The following is a 16,668-nucleotide window of genomic DNA, read 5'->3' on the forward strand; positions in this document are numbered from 1 at the left end:
CGCGCCATTCGATGATAGAGGCGTCAAACGATATAACGGTCGCGCCGGTGATTGATCGCGATCACCAGGTTCAGGACCACCGCCCCCAGAAAACTCCAGGCGACAGTGATCGGGTCGCGCAGGCTCAGCGCGATCAGGAACAGGGCCGCGTCGAACGCCATCTGCACCCAGCCCGCGCGGAACCCGGTCGCGTCCTGAATGTAGAGCCCGACGATCCCGATCCCGCCCAGCGACGAGCCGTGCCGGAACAGCGCCAGCAAGCCGGCACCGGTCAGGCAGCCGAACAGCACCGCGCCCACGGCCGGATGCACGGGTCCGAATTGCATCAGCGAGGGCAGGACCATGGTCAGCACGGATAACAGCGCCACCGCGGCAAAGGACTTGGCCACGAAGACAGGGCCGAAACGTTTCCAGCCCAGCCAGTAGAAGGGCAGGTTGACGACAAAGAAGACCGGGCCGAATTCCCAACCCGTCGCATAGGAGATCAGGATCGCCAGCCCCGCCGTCTGGCCGGTCACGAAGCCCAGATGGGTCAGCAACAGAACCCCGATGGCGGCCATGAAGCTGCCGAAGGCGATGCCTTGCGCATCTTCGAGGGACGAATGTTTCCGCGTGTCCGGTTTCATGACCGCTGTCTCGCCCGGCTTGCCGGGATCCGCAAGAGGCGGGGCTTGTCTCTCGAAGCGTCGAACGGGACGCGGCCAAGCTGGGCCGGGCCGGGTCACCTTGATCGGGACAGACTGCGCGACGATCCCCCCGGTTCGTCTGAGGCCGTCCAGTTCTCCGCGCGAAATGATCGTCGTCCTTGGCCCCTTGCGGCAGGTCCGGCGCGGAGCTCGACCCGCGCCGGACCTGTCATCATTTCATTGCCTTGTCGGTCACTTCCGCCGACCAGGCCCCTTCGGGTTCCCTGGAGATCACCGGGTCCGAGCCCCCCGACATCAGCGTATCGACCGTGCGCTGATAATCGGCCTCGTCCAGCGATCCGTCGGATCCTTCCAGAAGCTTCGCGATCTCGCCCATCATGCGGGTCTGATGCGCGATGGTCTGGGCGCCGGTCTCGTCGTTTTCCAGCACGATCTCGGCCGCTTCCTGCGGGTTTTCCGCGGCATAGGTCCAGCCCTTCATGCTGGCGCGCACGAACCGGGCCAGCTTGTCCACCATCGCCGGATCCTGAAGATTCTGCTCCAGCGTATACAGGCCGTCCTCCAGCGTGGCGACGCCCTGATCCTCGTATTTGAAGGTCACCAGATCTTCGGGCGTCAGCCCCGCATCCAGAACCTGTCCGTATTCGTTATAGGTCATGGTGCTGATGCAGGCGGCCTGCTTTTGCAGCAGCGGATCGACGTTGAAGCCCTGTTTCAGGACGGTGACCCCGTCGGGTCCGCCATCGGTGGACAGGCCCAGCGTGTTCATCCAGGACAGGAACGGATATTCGTTCCCCGAGAACCAGACGCCCAGCGTCTTGCCCTTGAAATCGGTCTTGGGATCGGTGATGCCGCTTTCCTTGAGACAGGTCAGCATCATGCCGGATTTCTTGAACGGCTGGGCGATGTTGACGATCGGCAGGCCCTTTTCGCGTGCGGCCAGGGCTGCGGGCATCCATTCGACGGTGACATCGGCGCCGCCGCCGGCCAGAACCTGCGTCGGCGCGATGTCCGGTCCGCCCGGCTTGATGTTGACGTTCAGATCCTCTTCGTCGTAGAAGCCCTTGTCCTTGGCCACGTAATAGCCCGCGAACTGCGCCTGCGTGACCCATTTCAATTGCAGGGTCAGGTCTTCCGCCGCCTGGGCGGCGCCGGCGATCAGCGCAAGGGCGCCGGCCGAAAGCATCAGTTTCTTCATCATACACCTCTCTGTTGGAGCGGTCAGCCCCGTTGATTGCGCTGCGACGGGTGCCAGAACGTCACCTTCTTCTCGATCAGCGCGACAATGCCATAGAACAGCGATCCGGCGATGGCCGCCACAAGGATTTCCGCCCAGACCAGCGGCAATTCCAGCCGCCCGACGGCAGTCGCGATGCGAAAGCCCATCCCCCGGGTCGGGCTGCCGAAGAATTCGGCAACGATGGCACCGATCAGCGCCAGCGTCGTGGTGATCTTCAACCCGTTGAACAGGAACGGCATCGCGGCCGGCAGGCGCAGCTTCCACAGGCTTGCGCCATAGGGCGCGGCCCAGGTCGCCATCAGGTCGCGCTGCATCCGGTCGGTGGCGGCCAGTCCCGCGACCATGTTCACCAGGATCGGGAAGAAGACCATGACCACGACCACGGCGGCCTTGGATTGCCAGTCGAAGCCGAACCACATCACCAGAATGGGTGCGATCCCGACGATGGGCAGGGCGGCGACAAAATTTCCGATCGGCAGCAGCCCGCGCTGCAGAAAAGGGCTACGGTCGATGGCAATGGCGGTCAGGATCGCCGACAGGGCGCCGATCAGCCAGCCGCTGAGCGCGCCCTTGACGATGGTCTGCACGAAATCGGTCCACAGGATCGCGGTATTGGCGGCAAAACCGGCAGCGATCTGGCTGGGCGCCGGCAGAATGACCGAGGGTACGGCATAAAGCCGCACGACCATCTCCCACAGGATCAGGATCGTCGCGCCGAAGATCACCGCGACGAGAAGACGTGTCGTTCTGGTGTCGAACCGGGCCAGCCAGATGTTCAGCGCCCAGCCGGCCAGCCAGACCAGAAGGATCTTCAGCAGCGTCATCGGGCCAGCCCCATCCGGCGCAGAGCGATCTTCTCGACCGCGCCGATCGCGATCACCAGCCCGGCAGCCAGTGCTGCCGCGGCAAAAAGCGCCGACCAGATCTGCACCGTCTGCCCGTAATAGCTGCCCGACAGCAGGCGTGCGCCCAGGCCGGAACTGGCGCCCGCCGGCAATTCGCCCACGATGGTGCCGACCAGCGCCGCCGCCACGCCCACCTTCAGGCTGGCGAACAGATAGGGCATCGACGAAGGCAGCCGCAGCCGCCAGAAAATCTGCGAAGGCGAGGCCGACCAGCTTTTCATCAGATCCAGCTGCATCGCGTCGGGTGTCCTCAGCCCCTTTACCATCCCGACCAGGACCGGGAAGAATGACAGCCAGGCCGCGATTACCGCCTTGGGCAGAAGCCCGGTGATCCCCGCGCTGGCAAGGACGACGATCACCATCGGCGCGATGGCCAGGATCGGCACGGTCTGGCTGGCCACCGCCCAAGGCATCACCGACTGGTCCATCGCGCGGTTGTGCACGATGCCGACCGCCAGCAGGATCCCCGCCGCGGTGCCGATGGCAAAGCCCGCCAGCGTCGCCGACAGCGTGACCCAGCCGTGCCAGACAAGACTGCGTTTCGAGGTGATCTTCTGCCCCGCGATCCCGTCCCACAGACCGGCGGCCACCTGATGCGGCGCGGGCAGGACGGGGCGATCCAGGCTCAGCGTCCGGACGACGAATTCTCCAGTGCTCAGCACCGTCTCGCTGCGCGCCGCCTGATCCCGCACCCATTGCGCGTTCAGGCCGACGGCGCCGGCATACCAGATCGCGACGATGGCCAGCAGGACGGCCAGGACGGGCAGGGTGCGGCCCTTGGCGGCCCGGCGCAGCATTCCTCCGCCGCGCATCTCTCCGATGGCGGCGTCAGTCATCGCCGTGCCCGTCCCGCAGCGCCTCGCGGACCTCGTGCGCCAGCGCAATGAAGTCGGGCGTGTCGCGGATGTCCAGCGGGCGATCGCGCGGCAGGGAACTGTCGATGATCCGGGTGATCCGCCCCGGCCGCGGCGACATGACGACGATGCGCGTGGACAGATAGACGGCTTCGGGGATCGAGTGGGTCACGAAAGCGATGGTCTTTCCGGTCTTGGCCCACAGATCCAGCAGTGCCTCGTTCAACCGGTCGCGGACGATCTCGTCAAGCGCGCCGAAGGGTTCGTCCATCAACAGGATATCGGCATCGAAGGCCAGCGCGCGGGCGATGCTGGCCCGCTGCTGCATCCCGCCGGACAATTGCCACGGATATTTCGCCCCGAACCCGGCCAGATCGACCAGTTCCAGGACGCGGGCCGTCCGCTGCCGCCGGTCGGCGCGTGGAAACCCCATGATCTCAAGCGGAAGGGAGATGTTCCCCGAAATCGTTCGCCACGGATAAAGCCCCGGCGCCTGGAACACATAGCCATAGGCCCGGGCCTTGCGCGCGGCATCCGGTTCCATGCCGTTGACCGACAACCGTCCCTCGGTCGGTGTCTCCAGCGCGGCGATGGCGCGCAGAAGCGTGGTCTTCCCGCAGCCCGAGGGGCCGATGAAGCTGACGAAATCGCCCTGGCCGATGGTCAGGTCGACATCCTTCAGCGCGTGGACCGGGCCGTCGGCCGTCTGGAAGGTCAGGCCGATCTCCTGCGCCCGAATGACCTCGTTCATGCCGACCTCTTCAGTCCACCAACCGCGCGGATGTCCTGCCCGCTGACAGCGGCGCTGGCCTCCGGACCCCGAAAGGCGATCGCCGCGGCGAACCGGCCCTCACGAGGTTTCCGAGAGCGAGGGCCATGACCGGAATGGTTGACCATCGCGCCGATCCGTCGCCCTCGGTCCATCGCGCCGTTGACAGGTCGGGCCCTATGTTCGTTTGCCTGGTTCGAGCCGCCGCCCCCGATCTTGCCCGGCAGCGCCTTGTCCTCGCCCGGGTTCCCGACGGCCAAGCCGTTGGCAGTCCCAGGTCTTGCAGCGGTCGCATCCGGCACGGACCGGCCGGTGGCAGGCAGGGCACCCTTCACAATCACACCCCGCTGGCGGGGATCCCCGTCCGTTCCACTGGCCGTGGCGCAGTCAACTCTTTCCACTGCGACAGCGCCCGATTGACCGTTCCGCGCGGCTCGCGGGCGACGAATTCACCATGGCCCTCGCGACTGTCCAGCTTGCCCTCGGTCACCGCCACCACGCCGCGCGTGATCGTGTAGCGCGGCAGGCCCTTCACCTTCTGTCCTTCGAACACATTATAGTCGATCGCCGATTGCTGGCTGCCGGCGCTGATGGTCTTTTCGGCTTCGGGATCCCAGACCACCAGATCGGCATCGCTGCCGACCAGCACTGCGCCTTTCTTCGGATACATGCCCAGGATCTTGGCGCTGTTGGTCGAGGTCGCCGCGACAAATTCGTTCGGCGTCAGGCGCCCGGTACCGACGCCGTGGGTCCACAGCATCGGCATCCGATCCTCAAGACCGCCGGTGCCGTTCGGGATCTTGGTGAAGTCGCCGACGCCATGGCGCTTCTGCTCGGTCGTGAAGGCGCAATGATCGGTCGCCACCACCGACAGGCTGCCCGATTGCAGCCCCGCCCACAGGCTGTCCTGATGGCGCTTGTCGCGGAAGGGGGGCGACATGACACGGCGCGCCGCGTGATCCCAATCCTTGTCGAAATACTCGCTTTCATCCAGCGTCAGATGCTGGATCAGCGGCTCGCCCCAGACCCGTTTGCCCTGCTGACGCGCGCGGCGGATCGCCTCGTGACTATCCTCGCAGGACACATGCACGACATAGAGCGGCACACCCGCCATGTCGGCGACCATGATCGCGCGGTTGGTGGCCTCGCCCTCGACCTGCGGCGGACGCGAATAGGCATGCGCTTCGGGGCCGGTATTGCCCTCGGCCAACAGCCGCGCCGACAGTTCCGCCACCACATCGCCGTTCTCGGCATGGACCATCGCGATCCCGCCCAGATCGCCGACGCGGCGAAAACTGGCGAACAACTCGTCGTCATTCACCATCAGCGCGCCCTTGTAGGCCATGAAATGCTTGAAGCTGGTGATGCCGCGATCAACGATTTCGGCCATCTCGTCAAAGACCTGCTGACCCCACCAGGTGACGGCCATGTGATAACTGTAATCGCAATGCGCGCGCCCGGACTTGTTGTCCCACATCTGCAGTGCGTCCAGCAGTCCCTGACCGGGCGAGGGCAGGGCGAAATCCACGACCATCGTGGTCCCGCCGGCCAGCGCGGCCCGGGTGCCGGATTCGAAATCGTCGGCGGAATAGGTGCCCATGAACGGCATTTCCAGATGCGTGTGCGGGTCGATCCCGCCCGGCATGACATAGCAGCCGGTCGCGTCCAGTTGCGTGTCGCCGGTCAGACCCTGACCGATCGCCGCGATCCTGCCACCCTCGATCAGCACATCCGCCTCATAGGTCAGATCGGCCGTCACGATGGTTCCGTTTCTGATAACCGTGCTCATCACCAGCCTCTTCTTCGTTGTCCAAATACCCCGGGGGTCCGGGGGCGGCGCCCCCGGCCTCCGTCCGCCTCAGCGGACAACCTCTGCCGCATCCAGCACCGCGTGCAGCAGCACGTCGGCGCCGGCCTTGGCCCATTCGGGGCTGATCTCTTCGGCCTCGTTATGCGACAGCCCGTCCACACAGGGGCACATGATCATCACCGTGGGCGCCACGCGATTGATCCAGCAGGCGTCGTGGCCCGCGCCGCTGACGATATCCATATGCGAATAGCCCAGCCGCCGGGCCGCGTCGCGCAGCGATTGCGCCAGCCCTGCGTCGAATGTCACCGGATCGAAATGGCCGACCGGCTCGATCTCGATTCCAAGACCAAGATCCTTTGCGATTTCAGTCGCTTCCGCCTCCAACTTCGTCCGCATCGAGGTCAGCTTGTCCAGATCGGGGCTGCGGAAGTCGATGGTAAAGACCGCGCGGCCGGGGATCACGTTGCGGCTGTTGGGATAGACATTGGCCTGGCCCACCGCACCGACGGCGTCTGGCTGATGTTCCATCGCGATCCGGTGAACGGCCTCCGTGATGCGTGCCATGCCAAGCCCCGCGTTCATCCGCATCTCCATCGGGGTGGACCCGGTATGCGCGTCCTTGCCCAGCAGCGTGACCTGCAGCCACCACAGACCCTGGCCGTGGGTGACGATGCCGACCTGCTTGCCCTCGGCCTCCAGAATCGGACCCTGTTCGATATGGTATTCGAACATCGCATGGATCGGACGCCGGCCCGGCTCCTCGTCGCCGCGCCAGCCGATCCGGTCCAGTTCCGCGCCGAATGTCCTGCCTTCGGCATCCTCGCGGCTGTTGGCATAATCCTCGTCATGGATCCCGGCAAAAACTCCCGAGGCCAGCATCGCCGGTGCGAAGCGAGTCCCTTCCTCGTTGGTCCAGTTCGCCACCACGATGGGCCGGCGCGTCCGGATCCCCATGTCCCGGATCGAGCGGATCACCTCCAGCCCCGAAAGCACGCCCAGAACGCCGTCATATTTGCCGCCGGTCGGCTGGGTATCCAGGTGGCTGCCGATATAGACCGGGTCCAGATCGGGCTCCTCGCCCTCATGGCGCATGAACATGTTGCCCATCCGGTCCAGGGCCATGTTCATCCCCGCCTCCTCGCACCACATGCGGAACAGGGCGCGGCCTTCGGCATCGGCGTCGGTCAGCGTCTGGCGATTGTTGCCGCCGGCGACGCCGGGGCCGATCTTGGCCATCTCCATCAGGCTGTCCCACAGCCTGTCGCCGTCGATCTTCATGTTGTCGGCCACGGCCGTTCCGGTCAGGGTCATGTCTCGTCCTTCCTGTCTGGCCGCCGCGTCTTGCCGCGCGGTCGGCTGAGTGGCGTCTGTTACTTAAGTTCGACCTCGATAAAGCTCATCGGGGCGGCGCCGCCATTGGCGACGTTGTGTTCGGTTCCTCTGGGCCGGGAATAGGCGCTGCCCGCCGGGATCGTGCTGTCCGTCGTCTGCCCGCCGGGCAGGTCAAGGCGCAACCGGCAATCGGTCAGCGTGACAATGACGTATTCCATGTCGTGAACATGCCAGCCGGTTTCGTCGCCCGGCGCAAAGTCATAGCGCGTGACCCGAACCCTGTCGTCATCCATCAGGACCGAGGAGGCGGGCGTGCTCATGCGGTGGCCTTCAGGACATCGGCGAGGGTGTCGATCAATTCATCGATCTGGTCCTTGCTGATGATCAGCGGCGGCGACATCGCGATGATATCGCCGGTCACGCGGATCAGGATCCCGGCCTCGAAGGCTTTCACGAAAGCGTCGAAGCCGCGCTTGCCGGGCTGGCCCTCGATCGGGGCCAGTTCGACGGCGCCGATCAGGCCCATGTTGCGGATGTCGATCACATGAGGCAGGCCGCGAAGGGCGTGCAGCGCCTCTTGCCAATGCGCCTCCAGCTCGGCGGCGCGGGTCAGCAGCCCTTCCTCGGCATAGGTGTCCAGGGTGGCGATCGCCGCCGCACAGGAAACCGGATTGCCGGAATAGGTATAGCCGTGGAACAGCTCGATCACATGGTCGGGGCCCTGCATGAAGGCGTCGTGGATCGCGGCCGTGGTCAGCACCGCGCCCATCGGGACGACGCCGTTGGTCAGGCCCTTGGCGCAGGTGATCATGTCGGGCAGAACGTCGAAATGCTGCGCGGCGAAGGGGCTGCCGAGCCGGCCGAAACCGGTGATGACCTCGTCGAAGATCAGCAGGATTCCGTGTCGGCGGGTGATCTCGCGCAGCCGCTGCAGATAGCCCTTGGGCGGCAGCAGCACGCCGGTGGAACCGGCCATCGGCTCGACGATCACCGCGGCGACGGTCTCGGCGCCATGCAGGGCGATGATGCGTTCCAGTTCATCCGCAAGATCGGCGCCGTGTTCAGGCTGGCCTTTCGTGAAGGCGTTCCGGGGCAGATGCGTATGGGACAGGTGGTCCACGCCGGTCAGCAGATTGCCAAAGAAGCGGCGGTTGTTGACGATGCCACCGACCGAGATGCCGCCGAAGCCGACGCCGTGATAGCCGCGCTCGCGTCCGATCAGGCGCGTGCGCGCGCCGTCGCCGCGTGCACGGTGCCAGGCCAGCGCGATTTTCAGGGCGGTATCGACGGCTTCGCTGCCGGAATTGCAGTAGAACACATGTTCGATGCCGTCAGGCGCGATATCGACCAGGCGGTTGGCCAGCTCGAACGCCAGCGGATGACCCATCTGGAAGGCGGGGGCATAATCCAGTTGGCCGATTTGCGCCTGCACCGCCTCGGTGATGCGGGGCCGGCAATGTCCCGCGTTGCAGCACCACAGACCCGCGGTTCCATCCAGGATCGCGCGGCCATCGGCGGCGGTGTAGTGCATGTCGCTGGCCGCCACCAGCATGCGCGGCTGCGCCTTGAACTGACGGTTGGCGGTGAACGGCATCCAGAAGGCACGCAGGTCGTTCGGGGCGGGCTTGCGGTCGAGCGGCATCGGGGAACCTCTGCAAATTATTGACCAAAAGGTCAGGATCAGGCTAGCACGGGGCCAGAGCCAGTCAAGCACGCAGAGATGCCGCATGACAAATCGGGCCCCGATGCCCAAGTTTGGATCATGCCAGATCGGATTTGCCAATGACAGATCAGCCTGAACCGCAGCGGACCAGGATCCAGCAGAAGAACCGCGATCTTATCCTGGAGGGCGCGCTGACGGTCTTTTCGGAAAGCGGTTTCCGCGGCGCGACCATCGACCAGATCGCCGAGGCGGCGGGCCTGTCGAAGCCGAACGTCCTGTATTACTTTGCCTCGAAGGACGAGATCCACCGCACCCTGCTGACCACGCTTCTGGATCTGTGGCTGGCGCCGATGCTGAACCTGGATCCCGACGGCGATCCGCTGGACGAGGTTCTGGGCTATGTTCACACCAAGCTGCGGATGTCGCGCGATTATCCTCGCGAAAGCCGGCTTTTCGCCTATGAGATTTTGCAAGGTGCGCCGCATCTGGGCGATATTCTTGGCGGCAGGCTGCGCGATCTGGTCAATGACACCGTGGCGATTCTGGCTGGCTGGATCGCGGCCGGGCGACTGAGCCGGGTCGATCCGCACCACCTGATCTTCTCGATCTGGGCGCTGACGCAGCATTATGCGGATTTCGAGGTTCAGGTCCGCGCGGTCCTTGGCCCTGCCCAGGATCCCTATGTCGGAGCCGACGCCTATCTGGACAATCTCTATCGTCGGATGCTGGCAGTCTAGGACGGGCCGGATCAGGTGGGGCCGGGCGCCGGCCCGGTCAGCATCGCGGTTGCGGTAGAGATCAGCGCCAGATTATGGCGGGCCGCCGCGATGAAATCATCGACCTCGCCGGTGATCCAGTCCTTGGTGGCGACATTGGTTGCGGCAACGATGGCCGCGGCCAGAATTTCGACCAGACGGGGATCGGCATCCGGCATCCGCCGCTGAAGCAATTGCCGCATCTGCGCCCGCCGCGCCAGGATCGCGCTGTTGCGCAGGGCCTCCAGCTTGGGATCCGTTTCGGCCAGCGCGAAGATGTGGCCCAGCATCTCGCGTTCGTCCAGAAAGCGGCCGAGATGGGTGGTGATCAGCACGCGCAGATCCTCGATCAGCGGGCCGGTGCCGTTGACGAATTCCTCGCTGGCCTCGGCCGGGTAATCGGGCGGCGGCCCCATGATCGCCGCCTCCTTGTAGGGATAGTAGTTAAAGAAGGTCCGGGTGCTGACGCCGGCAAGCCGGGCGATCGCATCCGTGGTGACATTCGCCAGACCGTCCCTGACCGCCAGTTCGACGGCAGCGGCCTGGATCTTCTTGGCCGCACGATACCGGCGTGTTCTGTAAGGCATGGACGATCCCGTTCGTTTCCAAAGCGTTGTTGAAGCGTCCTGGAATGCGTCTTGCGGGTCAAGCCTCGCGTGCGCAGGCCGGACAATTGCGCCGGCAAGACGCAACTCCGCGCGAGGAAGCCGCGCGGCGCCGAAGACGAAGGCGCCACCCGCGTTTTCCGCGAGCGGCGCCTTCGTCTGCCATCATTGGCAACGATCCCGGATCACGCGCCCCATTGGCGGATCGGGCCGCAATCCATGTGAACGAAGTTCGAGCGGCTGTATTTGCCGACCCCCCCCGCCCTGCATGCAACCGCCGCCTTGAACATCTGCGCGACCGAACGCGACTTGAGCCGCATGTCCGCAGCCTTGCCGGACATGTGCAGAGAGTTCTTGGCGACACCAGAAGACGTCCGGCGCAGCATCGCGTTGGTCTGCGGCGAACGATAGCCCGACAGCATCATGTAGGGTTCGTTCGTCTGCAGCAGCCTGTGGGTCGCTGCGGCGACATCCATCGCGCGCGGGTCGATGCCGATCGCGGTCCCGGTTCGCCAATCGCGCATGAAGATATTGATTTCATTCAGTGCTTCGCGAATATACTTGCCGTTGACCCAGTAAACGGTGTCGATGCTTTCGCCAGTCCGTCCATTGTACATGCGCACGCGACGCATGTCGCCCGCGCCACGGAGAAAGCCGAAGGCATTCGCCATCACGGGTGCCGCCGTGACTGTCGTGGCCGCGAATACGCCCATGAGTCCCCGGCGGGAGATGAGGTCCATTGTCATGTCAGATCGCCTGTCCTGCTTCGTTCTTGCGGCCGCGTTCTTCCGCGACATTCTCGAGATTTAGTCTCGATTGCCTAACAATATGTCAAAATGCTGTGCGTCGGGAAACCGCTTTGGTCGCGAAAGCGGGCGTTTTTTCCACCATAGGCAGAAATTCGCTCATCTTGCGGCGGTGTTGCGAATTGTCATCGCAAGCGTTGCGGCAAGGCAACAGGACCGATGTGATGGCGGTGAAATTTCCCTCTGGCTCGATTGAACGGACCGGACGCGGCGGATTGTCCAGTCATATTAGCCGAAAAGTGCGTTGCTGTGGGCGCGGGCTGCAGCAGCAACCGTGGCAAAGCGTCGCGAAAGCTCGGTTCAACCGCAAGTTGTCCGGGCGCTCAGGGCGCATGACAAGGCCGCGTCTGTGGCCAAAGCGCCACGAACGGAACCTGCAGGCGAGAGGTTGCTTGGCCCGACATCATCAAATCTGCCGCGACGTGGCTCGCATATCCGTGACGCCGTGGCGCCTGGGCCCCTGGAAAGGGCCGTCTGGATTAACGCGCCGTGAAGGATTAAGTCGCTGTCCAGCGAAAGGAGACGACGCATGGCCTTGACCGTCGGAGAGCTTGCCCGGGCGCTGGACGCGCAGGGTTGGGGCGATCTGTCGCTGCCGGTGACCGGCGCCGCCGAGCCCGCGAACACTGTCCCCGTCGGTCCCGAGGGCGGTCTGATCGCGATGGCGATGGCGCCGAAATATGCCGACGGCCTGAAGCCCGGCAGCATGGCGATCCTGGCCCAGGGCATGGATCCCGAGGAGTACGGGCTGCGGGCCGCGATCTTCGCGCCCCGCCCTCGCCTGCTGCTTGCCGGGCTGACCCGCACCTTCGATCCCGGTCCGGACATCGCGCCCGGCATCCACCCCACCGCGGTGATCGACCCGACGGCGCGGATCGGCGCCGGTGCGGCGATCGGCGCCTTCGTGGTGATCGGCGCGGATGTGGTGATCGGGCAGGGCGCGCGGATCGCCTCGCATGTCTCGGTCGGACGCGGGGCGCGGCTGGGGCGCGAGGCGTTGCTGCGCGAAGGGGCGCGGATCGGTCATGGTGTCAGCGCCGGCGACAGGCTGATCATGCAGCCGGGCGCGGTGATCGGCGGCGACGGCTTTTCCTTCGTCACCCCGGAGGAATCGGGGATCGAGGAGATCCGACGCTCTCTGGGCACGCGCGAGGGGTTCGTCCCGCAGCACTGGACGCGCATCCATTCGCTGGGCGGGGTCGAGATCGGCGACGATGTCGAGATCGGCGCGAATGCCACCATCGACCGTGGCACGATCCGGGCCACGCGGATCGGGCGCGGCACCAAGATCGACAATCTGGTCCAGATCGGCCACAATGTCGTTGTCGGTGCGGACTGCCTTCTTTGCGGGCTGGTCGGCATTGCCGGGTCGAGCCGCGTGGGCGACCGGGTGATCCTGGCCGGGCAGGTCGGCGTCAGCGACAATATCGAGATCGGCGACGACGTGATCGCAGGCGGGGCCACGAAGATCTTCAGTCGTGTGCCGGCGGGCCGGGTCATCCTGGGCAATCCGGCCGTGAAGATGGAAACCCAGATGGAAATCCAGAAGGCCGTCCGGCGGCTGCCGCGTTTTGCACAACAACTGGCAAAGCTTCAGGAAACTGTTACACGATTGTTGGACAAGGGCTGAGCAGGAGGCCATATGACCGACCAGATCGAATCGCGCATTCGCGAGATCGTCGCAGAACAGGCGATGCTGGATCCCGAACAGGTGACCAGCGAGGCCACGCCCGAGGAACTGGGGATCGACAGTCTGGGACTGGTCGAATCCATCTTCGCGCTGGAAGAGGAATTCGACATCTCGATCCCGTTCAATGCCAATGAGCCCGAGAAATCGGATTTCGACATCTCGAACATGGGCACGATCATCGCGGCGGTCCGGCGGCTGGTGGCCCAGAAAGCCGCATGAATCCGAAGAAGACGGGAAAGGGGGCGGCCGCGCCGGCCATGCCCGATCGGCTTGCCGCCCCTGCTGCAACGCGCCGGCCCGACGACGGATTGCGCCGCGTCGTCATCACCGGGGCGGGCACCATCAACGCGCTTGGCCACGATGTCGCCTCGACGATGCAGGCCTTCCGCGAAGGGCGTTGCGGCATCACGCAGCTTGATTTCCGCGATGTGGACCGGCTGTCGATCCAGATCGGCGGGCAGGTCCATGACTGGCGGGCCGAGGATTATTTCAACCGCCAGCAGATCGTGCTTTATGACAAGTTCACCCAGTTCACGCTGCTGGCCGCGAAACAGGCCGTCGCCCAGTCCGGGCTGGATTTCGAAGGTGCCCTGGGCCTGCGTTCGGGGGTCGTGCTGGGCACGGCGGGCGGCGGGCTGAACACCTGGGACGAGAATTACCGCCATGTCTATGAGGAGGGGAAGAACCGCGTTCATCCCTTCGTCGTGCCGAAGCTGATGAACAATGCGGCGGCCAGCCATGTCAGCATGGAATTCGGCTTGCGCGGCCCCGCCTTTACCGTGGCCACTGCCTGCGCCAGCTCGAATCACGCGATGGGGCTGGCCTTCCAGATGGTGCGGTCGGGCGCGGCAAAGGTGATGCTGACCGGCGGGTCCGAGGCGATGCTGTGCTTTGGCGGCGTCAAGGCCTGGGAGGGGCTGCGCGTCATGTCCCGCGACGCCTGCCGCCCCTTCAGCGCCAATCGCAACGGCATGGTCCAGGGCGAGGGCGCTGGCGTCTTCGTCTTCGAGGATTACGACAGCGCCCGCGCGCGCGACGCCGAGATTCTGGCCGAGGTGGTGGGATTTGCCATGTCCTCGGACGCGCAGGATATCGTCATGCCCTCGGCCCAGGGCGCCGAGCGCGCGATCACCGGTGCCTTGCAGGATGCGCGCCTGAATCCCGATCAGGTCGGCTATATCAATGCCCATGGCACCGGCACTGCGGCCAATGACAAGACCGAATGCGCCGCCGTCGCCCATGCCTTCGGTCATCACGCCGACCGGTTGATGATCTCGTCCACGAAATCGATGCATGGCCACGTGATCGGCGGCACCGGCGCGGTGGAAATGCTGGCCTGCATCATGGCCCTGCGCGATGGCGTGATCGCGCCGACGATCGGCTATCAGGAACCGGATCCGGAATGTGCGCTGGACGTGGTGCCGAACGAGGCGCGCGAGGCGCGGGTCGAAGCGGTCCTGTCCAACGCCTTCGCTTTCGGCGGGCTGAACGCAGTCGTCGCCCTGCGCCGGGTCTGAACACGGTCGGGCCCATATCGCAACGCCGCGCCCGGCGGGCACGGCGATCTGGCATTCGCAGGTATGCGATCAGTTGCCCGAAGGCGCGCTTTCCGTTTCGGCCGGGGCGGCACCGTTCGAGGTTGCGGGCGTTGATGCATAATCGGTCAGTTCATCGAACGCCGCCGTGAAACCGGTCAGCGAGAGGGTCAGCTGAACCGGCTTTTTCGGATCGGCGCCAAAGGGCAGCAGGCTGACGACGGCCTTGTTTCCGCGCTTCAATGCGGTCAGTTCGGCATCGGTGAAACCCATGCGCGACACGCAGCCGACAGAGGCGCAGAAGCTGAACGGATACCCGCGCGACTTGCCATCATCGACCGCAAAGCCAAGCCCCTCGATCAGGTCGGTTTCCAGCGGTGCCACCAGCGTCGCGCCAGCCGCGACATCGCCGTTTTTCAGCGGGATCACCGTGATTTCCGCCACGGAATTGTCATTCTGATCCTTCATCAGCTGATACAATTCGCACGGATCCTTGCCCTGCTGGGCCTTGACGCAACGAATGGTCCAGTCCTGTTTCGTCGATTTGACATAGTAGCTTCCGGCCTTCGGCGCGCCATCATCAGCGGGCGCGGCCGGGGTGGCGTTGTCCTGGCTCGCTGTTGCGGCGTCTGCGGCGGGCGCGGTCTCGCCTGTCGCGGGCGCCTGCGGCGCGGCGGTTGTTTCCGGGGCCGACGTCGCGGGCTGGGTCGCCTCGGCCGGGGCGGCGGCATCCTGGGCGAAGGCCGGTGCGGCGATCACGCTCAGAGCCAGGATCAGCGCCTGCGAAGATTTGTTGAGCATTCTCGTGTCTTCCCTTTGCTCGATGCTTTGACGCCGCCTAGCACGTCCGACGCGCTTTGTCAGGCCGCAACCGATCCGTCAGCGTCACAGGGCTTCACCTTGGCGTGCGCGTCGCGCCAGTGGCGGCTGACGCAGGGTAAGGTGTTCCCGACTTGTGTCTTGCGCGCCGGGACCGCAGCCTGACGCAACGGGACAATCACGGCTGGCACCCGGGCGCGCGACATGCGAAAGGGCCGCAGTTTTCTGCGGCCCCTGAACGCATTTGCGTTTGCTCCCTGCCGGACTGGCCGGTCATCATTGGCCGCACGCTAGTCGCGCGGCCGTGATCCGTCAACAGTCCAGAAGGACAGTTTCGATCACAATTCCACCGGGCTCTTCGGGCTGGGCTGATGCACGCCTCATCCGGACGAAAAAAGCCGCGCCCGAAGGCGCGGCAGTCCAACAGGGAGGAAGGTCCGACGTCCACGATCGTGACCCCGGACGATTCGCATACTGACACATTTTCCTTAAGATTGTATTGTCGCAACGCACGCAGCCTGAACTGGCGGCGGAAAAACGCAAAAACGGGGGCGGGGCATGACCGGGGTGCTGGACGCAGAGGCAAATACGATCTTCGTCGGCGGCGGCGGCCCATCCTATGCCAACCCGCAATCCCTGCTGATGAAATACGCCAACCGTCACGGCATGATCGCCGGTGCGACCGGGACCGGCAAGACCGTGACCCTGCAGACCCTTGCCGAAAGCCTGTCTTTGGCCGGTGTGCCGGTCTTTCTGTCGGACGTGAAGGGCGACCTGGCCGGATTGTCGCAGTCCGGCAGCGCCGAGGCCCGACTGCACGAGGCGTTCAGCAAACGCGCCGGTCAGATCGGGCTGGACCTCGATTATCAGCCGTTCCCGACCGTTTTCTGGGATGTCTGGGGCGAGAAGGGACATCCCGTCCGTACCACCCCGGCCGAAATGGGGCCTCTGCTGCTGTCGCGTCTGCTGGATCTGACCGAGGCACAGGAAGGGGTGATGAACATCGCCTTCCGCGTCGCCGACGAACAGGGGCTTGCGCTGCTGGACCTGAAGGATCTGCAATCCATGCTGGTCTGGGTCGGCCAGAACGCGACGGAACTGTCGCTGCAATACGGCAATGTCGGCACGGCCAGCATCGGGGCGATCCAGCGCGCGCTTCTGGTGCTTGAAAACCAGGGCGCGGGCAGGCTGTTTGGCGAGCCCGCGATGGAATTGTCCGATCTGATCCGGCAGGACGA

17 protein-coding genes are annotated in these 16,668 nt (G+C 64.9%); 5 read left to right on the forward strand and 12 right to left on the reverse strand.

The features are described from left to right. Window positions 1-23 precede the first annotated feature (23 nt). From B4L36_RS13490 to B4L36_RS13530, 9 genes are all read right to left on the reverse strand, one after another. Window positions 24-626, reverse strand: coding sequence for a YitT family protein (locus B4L36_RS13490; RefSeq protein WP_292958190.1), 603 nt, complete (start codon window positions 624-626; stop codon window positions 24-26). A gap of 232 nt (window positions 627-858) precedes the next feature. Then, window positions 859-1,845 (reverse strand): ABC transporter substrate-binding protein, encoded by a 987-nt coding sequence (locus B4L36_RS13495; RefSeq protein WP_292958192.1) that lies wholly within the window; start codon window positions 1,843-1,845, stop codon window positions 859-861. A gap of 23 nt (window positions 1,846-1,868) precedes the next feature. Then, window positions 1,869-2,711 carry an ABC transporter permease gene (locus B4L36_RS13500; RefSeq protein ID WP_292958194.1) on the reverse strand — a complete coding sequence of 281 codons (843 nt, stop codon included), beginning with the start codon at window positions 2,709-2,711 and terminating at the stop codon, window positions 1,869-1,871. Continuing rightward, window positions 2,708-3,589, reverse strand: coding sequence for an ABC transporter permease (locus B4L36_RS13505; RefSeq protein ID WP_292958222.1), 882 nt, complete (start codon window positions 3,587-3,589; stop codon window positions 2,708-2,710). The genes B4L36_RS13500 and B4L36_RS13505 overlap by 4 nt, the downstream gene beginning before the upstream one ends. Window positions 3,590-3,620: 31 nt before the next feature. Continuing rightward, the gene (locus B4L36_RS13510) at window positions 3,621-4,397 is read right to left on the reverse strand and encodes an ABC transporter ATP-binding protein (RefSeq protein ID WP_292958196.1); all 777 of its coding nucleotides are present in this window, start codon (window positions 4,395-4,397) and stop codon (window positions 3,621-3,623) included. A 355-nt stretch (window positions 4,398-4,752) separates the two neighbouring features. Then, complete coding sequence (gene hydA / locus B4L36_RS13515) at window positions 4,753-6,204, reverse strand: dihydropyrimidinase (RefSeq protein WP_292958198.1); 1,452 nt, start codon at window positions 6,202-6,204, stop codon at window positions 4,753-4,755. Window positions 6,205-6,273: 69 nt separating this feature from the next. After that, on the reverse strand, window positions 6,274-7,536 hold the full coding sequence (locus B4L36_RS13520; protein ID WP_292958200.1) for a Zn-dependent hydrolase: 1,263 nt from the start codon (window positions 7,534-7,536) through the stop codon (window positions 6,274-6,276). Between the two features lie 59 nt (window positions 7,537-7,595). After that, window positions 7,596-7,877 (reverse strand): cupin domain-containing protein, encoded by a 282-nt coding sequence (locus B4L36_RS13525; protein ID WP_292958202.1) that lies wholly within the window; start codon window positions 7,875-7,877, stop codon window positions 7,596-7,598. Beyond that, window positions 7,874-9,199, reverse strand: a complete 1,326-nt coding sequence (locus tag B4L36_RS13530) for an aspartate aminotransferase family protein (protein WP_292958204.1) — start codon at window positions 9,197-9,199, stop codon at window positions 7,874-7,876. Before B4L36_RS13530 ends, B4L36_RS13525 begins: the two co-directional genes overlap by 4 nt. 140 nt (window positions 9,200-9,339) lie before the next feature. On the opposite strand from B4L36_RS13530, the gene B4L36_RS13535 reads away from it, so the two are divergent. After that, window positions 9,340-9,957, forward strand: coding sequence for a TetR family transcriptional regulator C-terminal domain-containing protein (locus tag B4L36_RS13535; protein WP_292958206.1), 618 nt, complete (start codon window positions 9,340-9,342; stop codon window positions 9,955-9,957). Window positions 9,958-9,968: 11 nt separating this feature from the next. Here B4L36_RS13535 and B4L36_RS13540 read toward each other — a convergent pair whose 3' ends face one another. Together B4L36_RS13540 and B4L36_RS13545 are read right to left on the reverse strand one after the other, a co-directional pair. Further along, on the reverse strand, window positions 9,969-10,562 hold the full coding sequence (locus B4L36_RS13540) for a TetR/AcrR family transcriptional regulator (RefSeq protein ID WP_292958208.1): 594 nt from the start codon (window positions 10,560-10,562) through the stop codon (window positions 9,969-9,971). A gap of 203 nt (window positions 10,563-10,765) precedes the next feature. After that, window positions 10,766-11,326, reverse strand: a complete 561-nt coding sequence (locus B4L36_RS13545; protein WP_292958210.1) for a YcbK family protein — start codon at window positions 11,324-11,326, stop codon at window positions 10,766-10,768. A 589-nt stretch (window positions 11,327-11,915) separates the two neighbouring features. Between B4L36_RS13545 and lpxD the strand changes: the two genes are divergently transcribed. The 3 genes from lpxD (at window position 11,916) to B4L36_RS13560 (ending at window position 14,593) form a co-directional block, all read left to right on the forward strand. Next, window positions 11,916-13,016 carry a UDP-3-O-(3-hydroxymyristoyl)glucosamine N-acyltransferase gene (gene lpxD, locus B4L36_RS13550; protein WP_292958212.1) on the forward strand — a complete coding sequence of 367 codons (1,101 nt, stop codon included), beginning with the start codon at window positions 11,916-11,918 and terminating at the stop codon, window positions 13,014-13,016. A 12-nt stretch (window positions 13,017-13,028) separates the two neighbouring features. Beyond that, on the forward strand, window positions 13,029-13,295 hold the full coding sequence (locus B4L36_RS13555; protein ID WP_292958214.1) for an acyl carrier protein: 267 nt from the start codon (window positions 13,029-13,031) through the stop codon (window positions 13,293-13,295). 89 nt (window positions 13,296-13,384) lie between these two features. Beyond that, a complete protein-coding gene (locus B4L36_RS13560) occupies window positions 13,385-14,593 on the forward strand; it encodes a beta-ketoacyl-[acyl-carrier-protein] synthase family protein (protein ID WP_292958224.1) in 1,209 nt (402 codons plus the stop codon). Window positions 14,594-14,662: 69 nt separating this feature from the next. On the opposite strand, the gene B4L36_RS13565 is transcribed toward B4L36_RS13560, so the two are convergent. After that, window positions 14,663-15,412: an invasion associated locus B family protein gene (locus B4L36_RS13565; RefSeq protein WP_292958216.1), complete on the reverse strand. Its 750-nt coding sequence runs from the start codon at window positions 15,410-15,412 to the stop codon at window positions 14,663-14,665. Window positions 15,413-15,988: 576 nt separating this feature from the next. Between B4L36_RS13565 and B4L36_RS13570 the strand changes: the two genes are divergently transcribed. Beyond that, window positions 15,989-16,668, forward strand: a 680-nt coding sequence (locus tag B4L36_RS13570; protein ID WP_292958218.1) for a helicase HerA-like domain-containing protein, incomplete at its 3' end; no start/stop codon positions are given.

The sequence above is a fragment of the Paracoccus sp. UBA889 genome, assembly GCA_002294185.1.
In the GTDB taxonomy this organism is placed as follows: domain Bacteria; phylum Pseudomonadota; class Alphaproteobacteria; order Rhodobacterales; family Rhodobacteraceae; genus Paracoccus.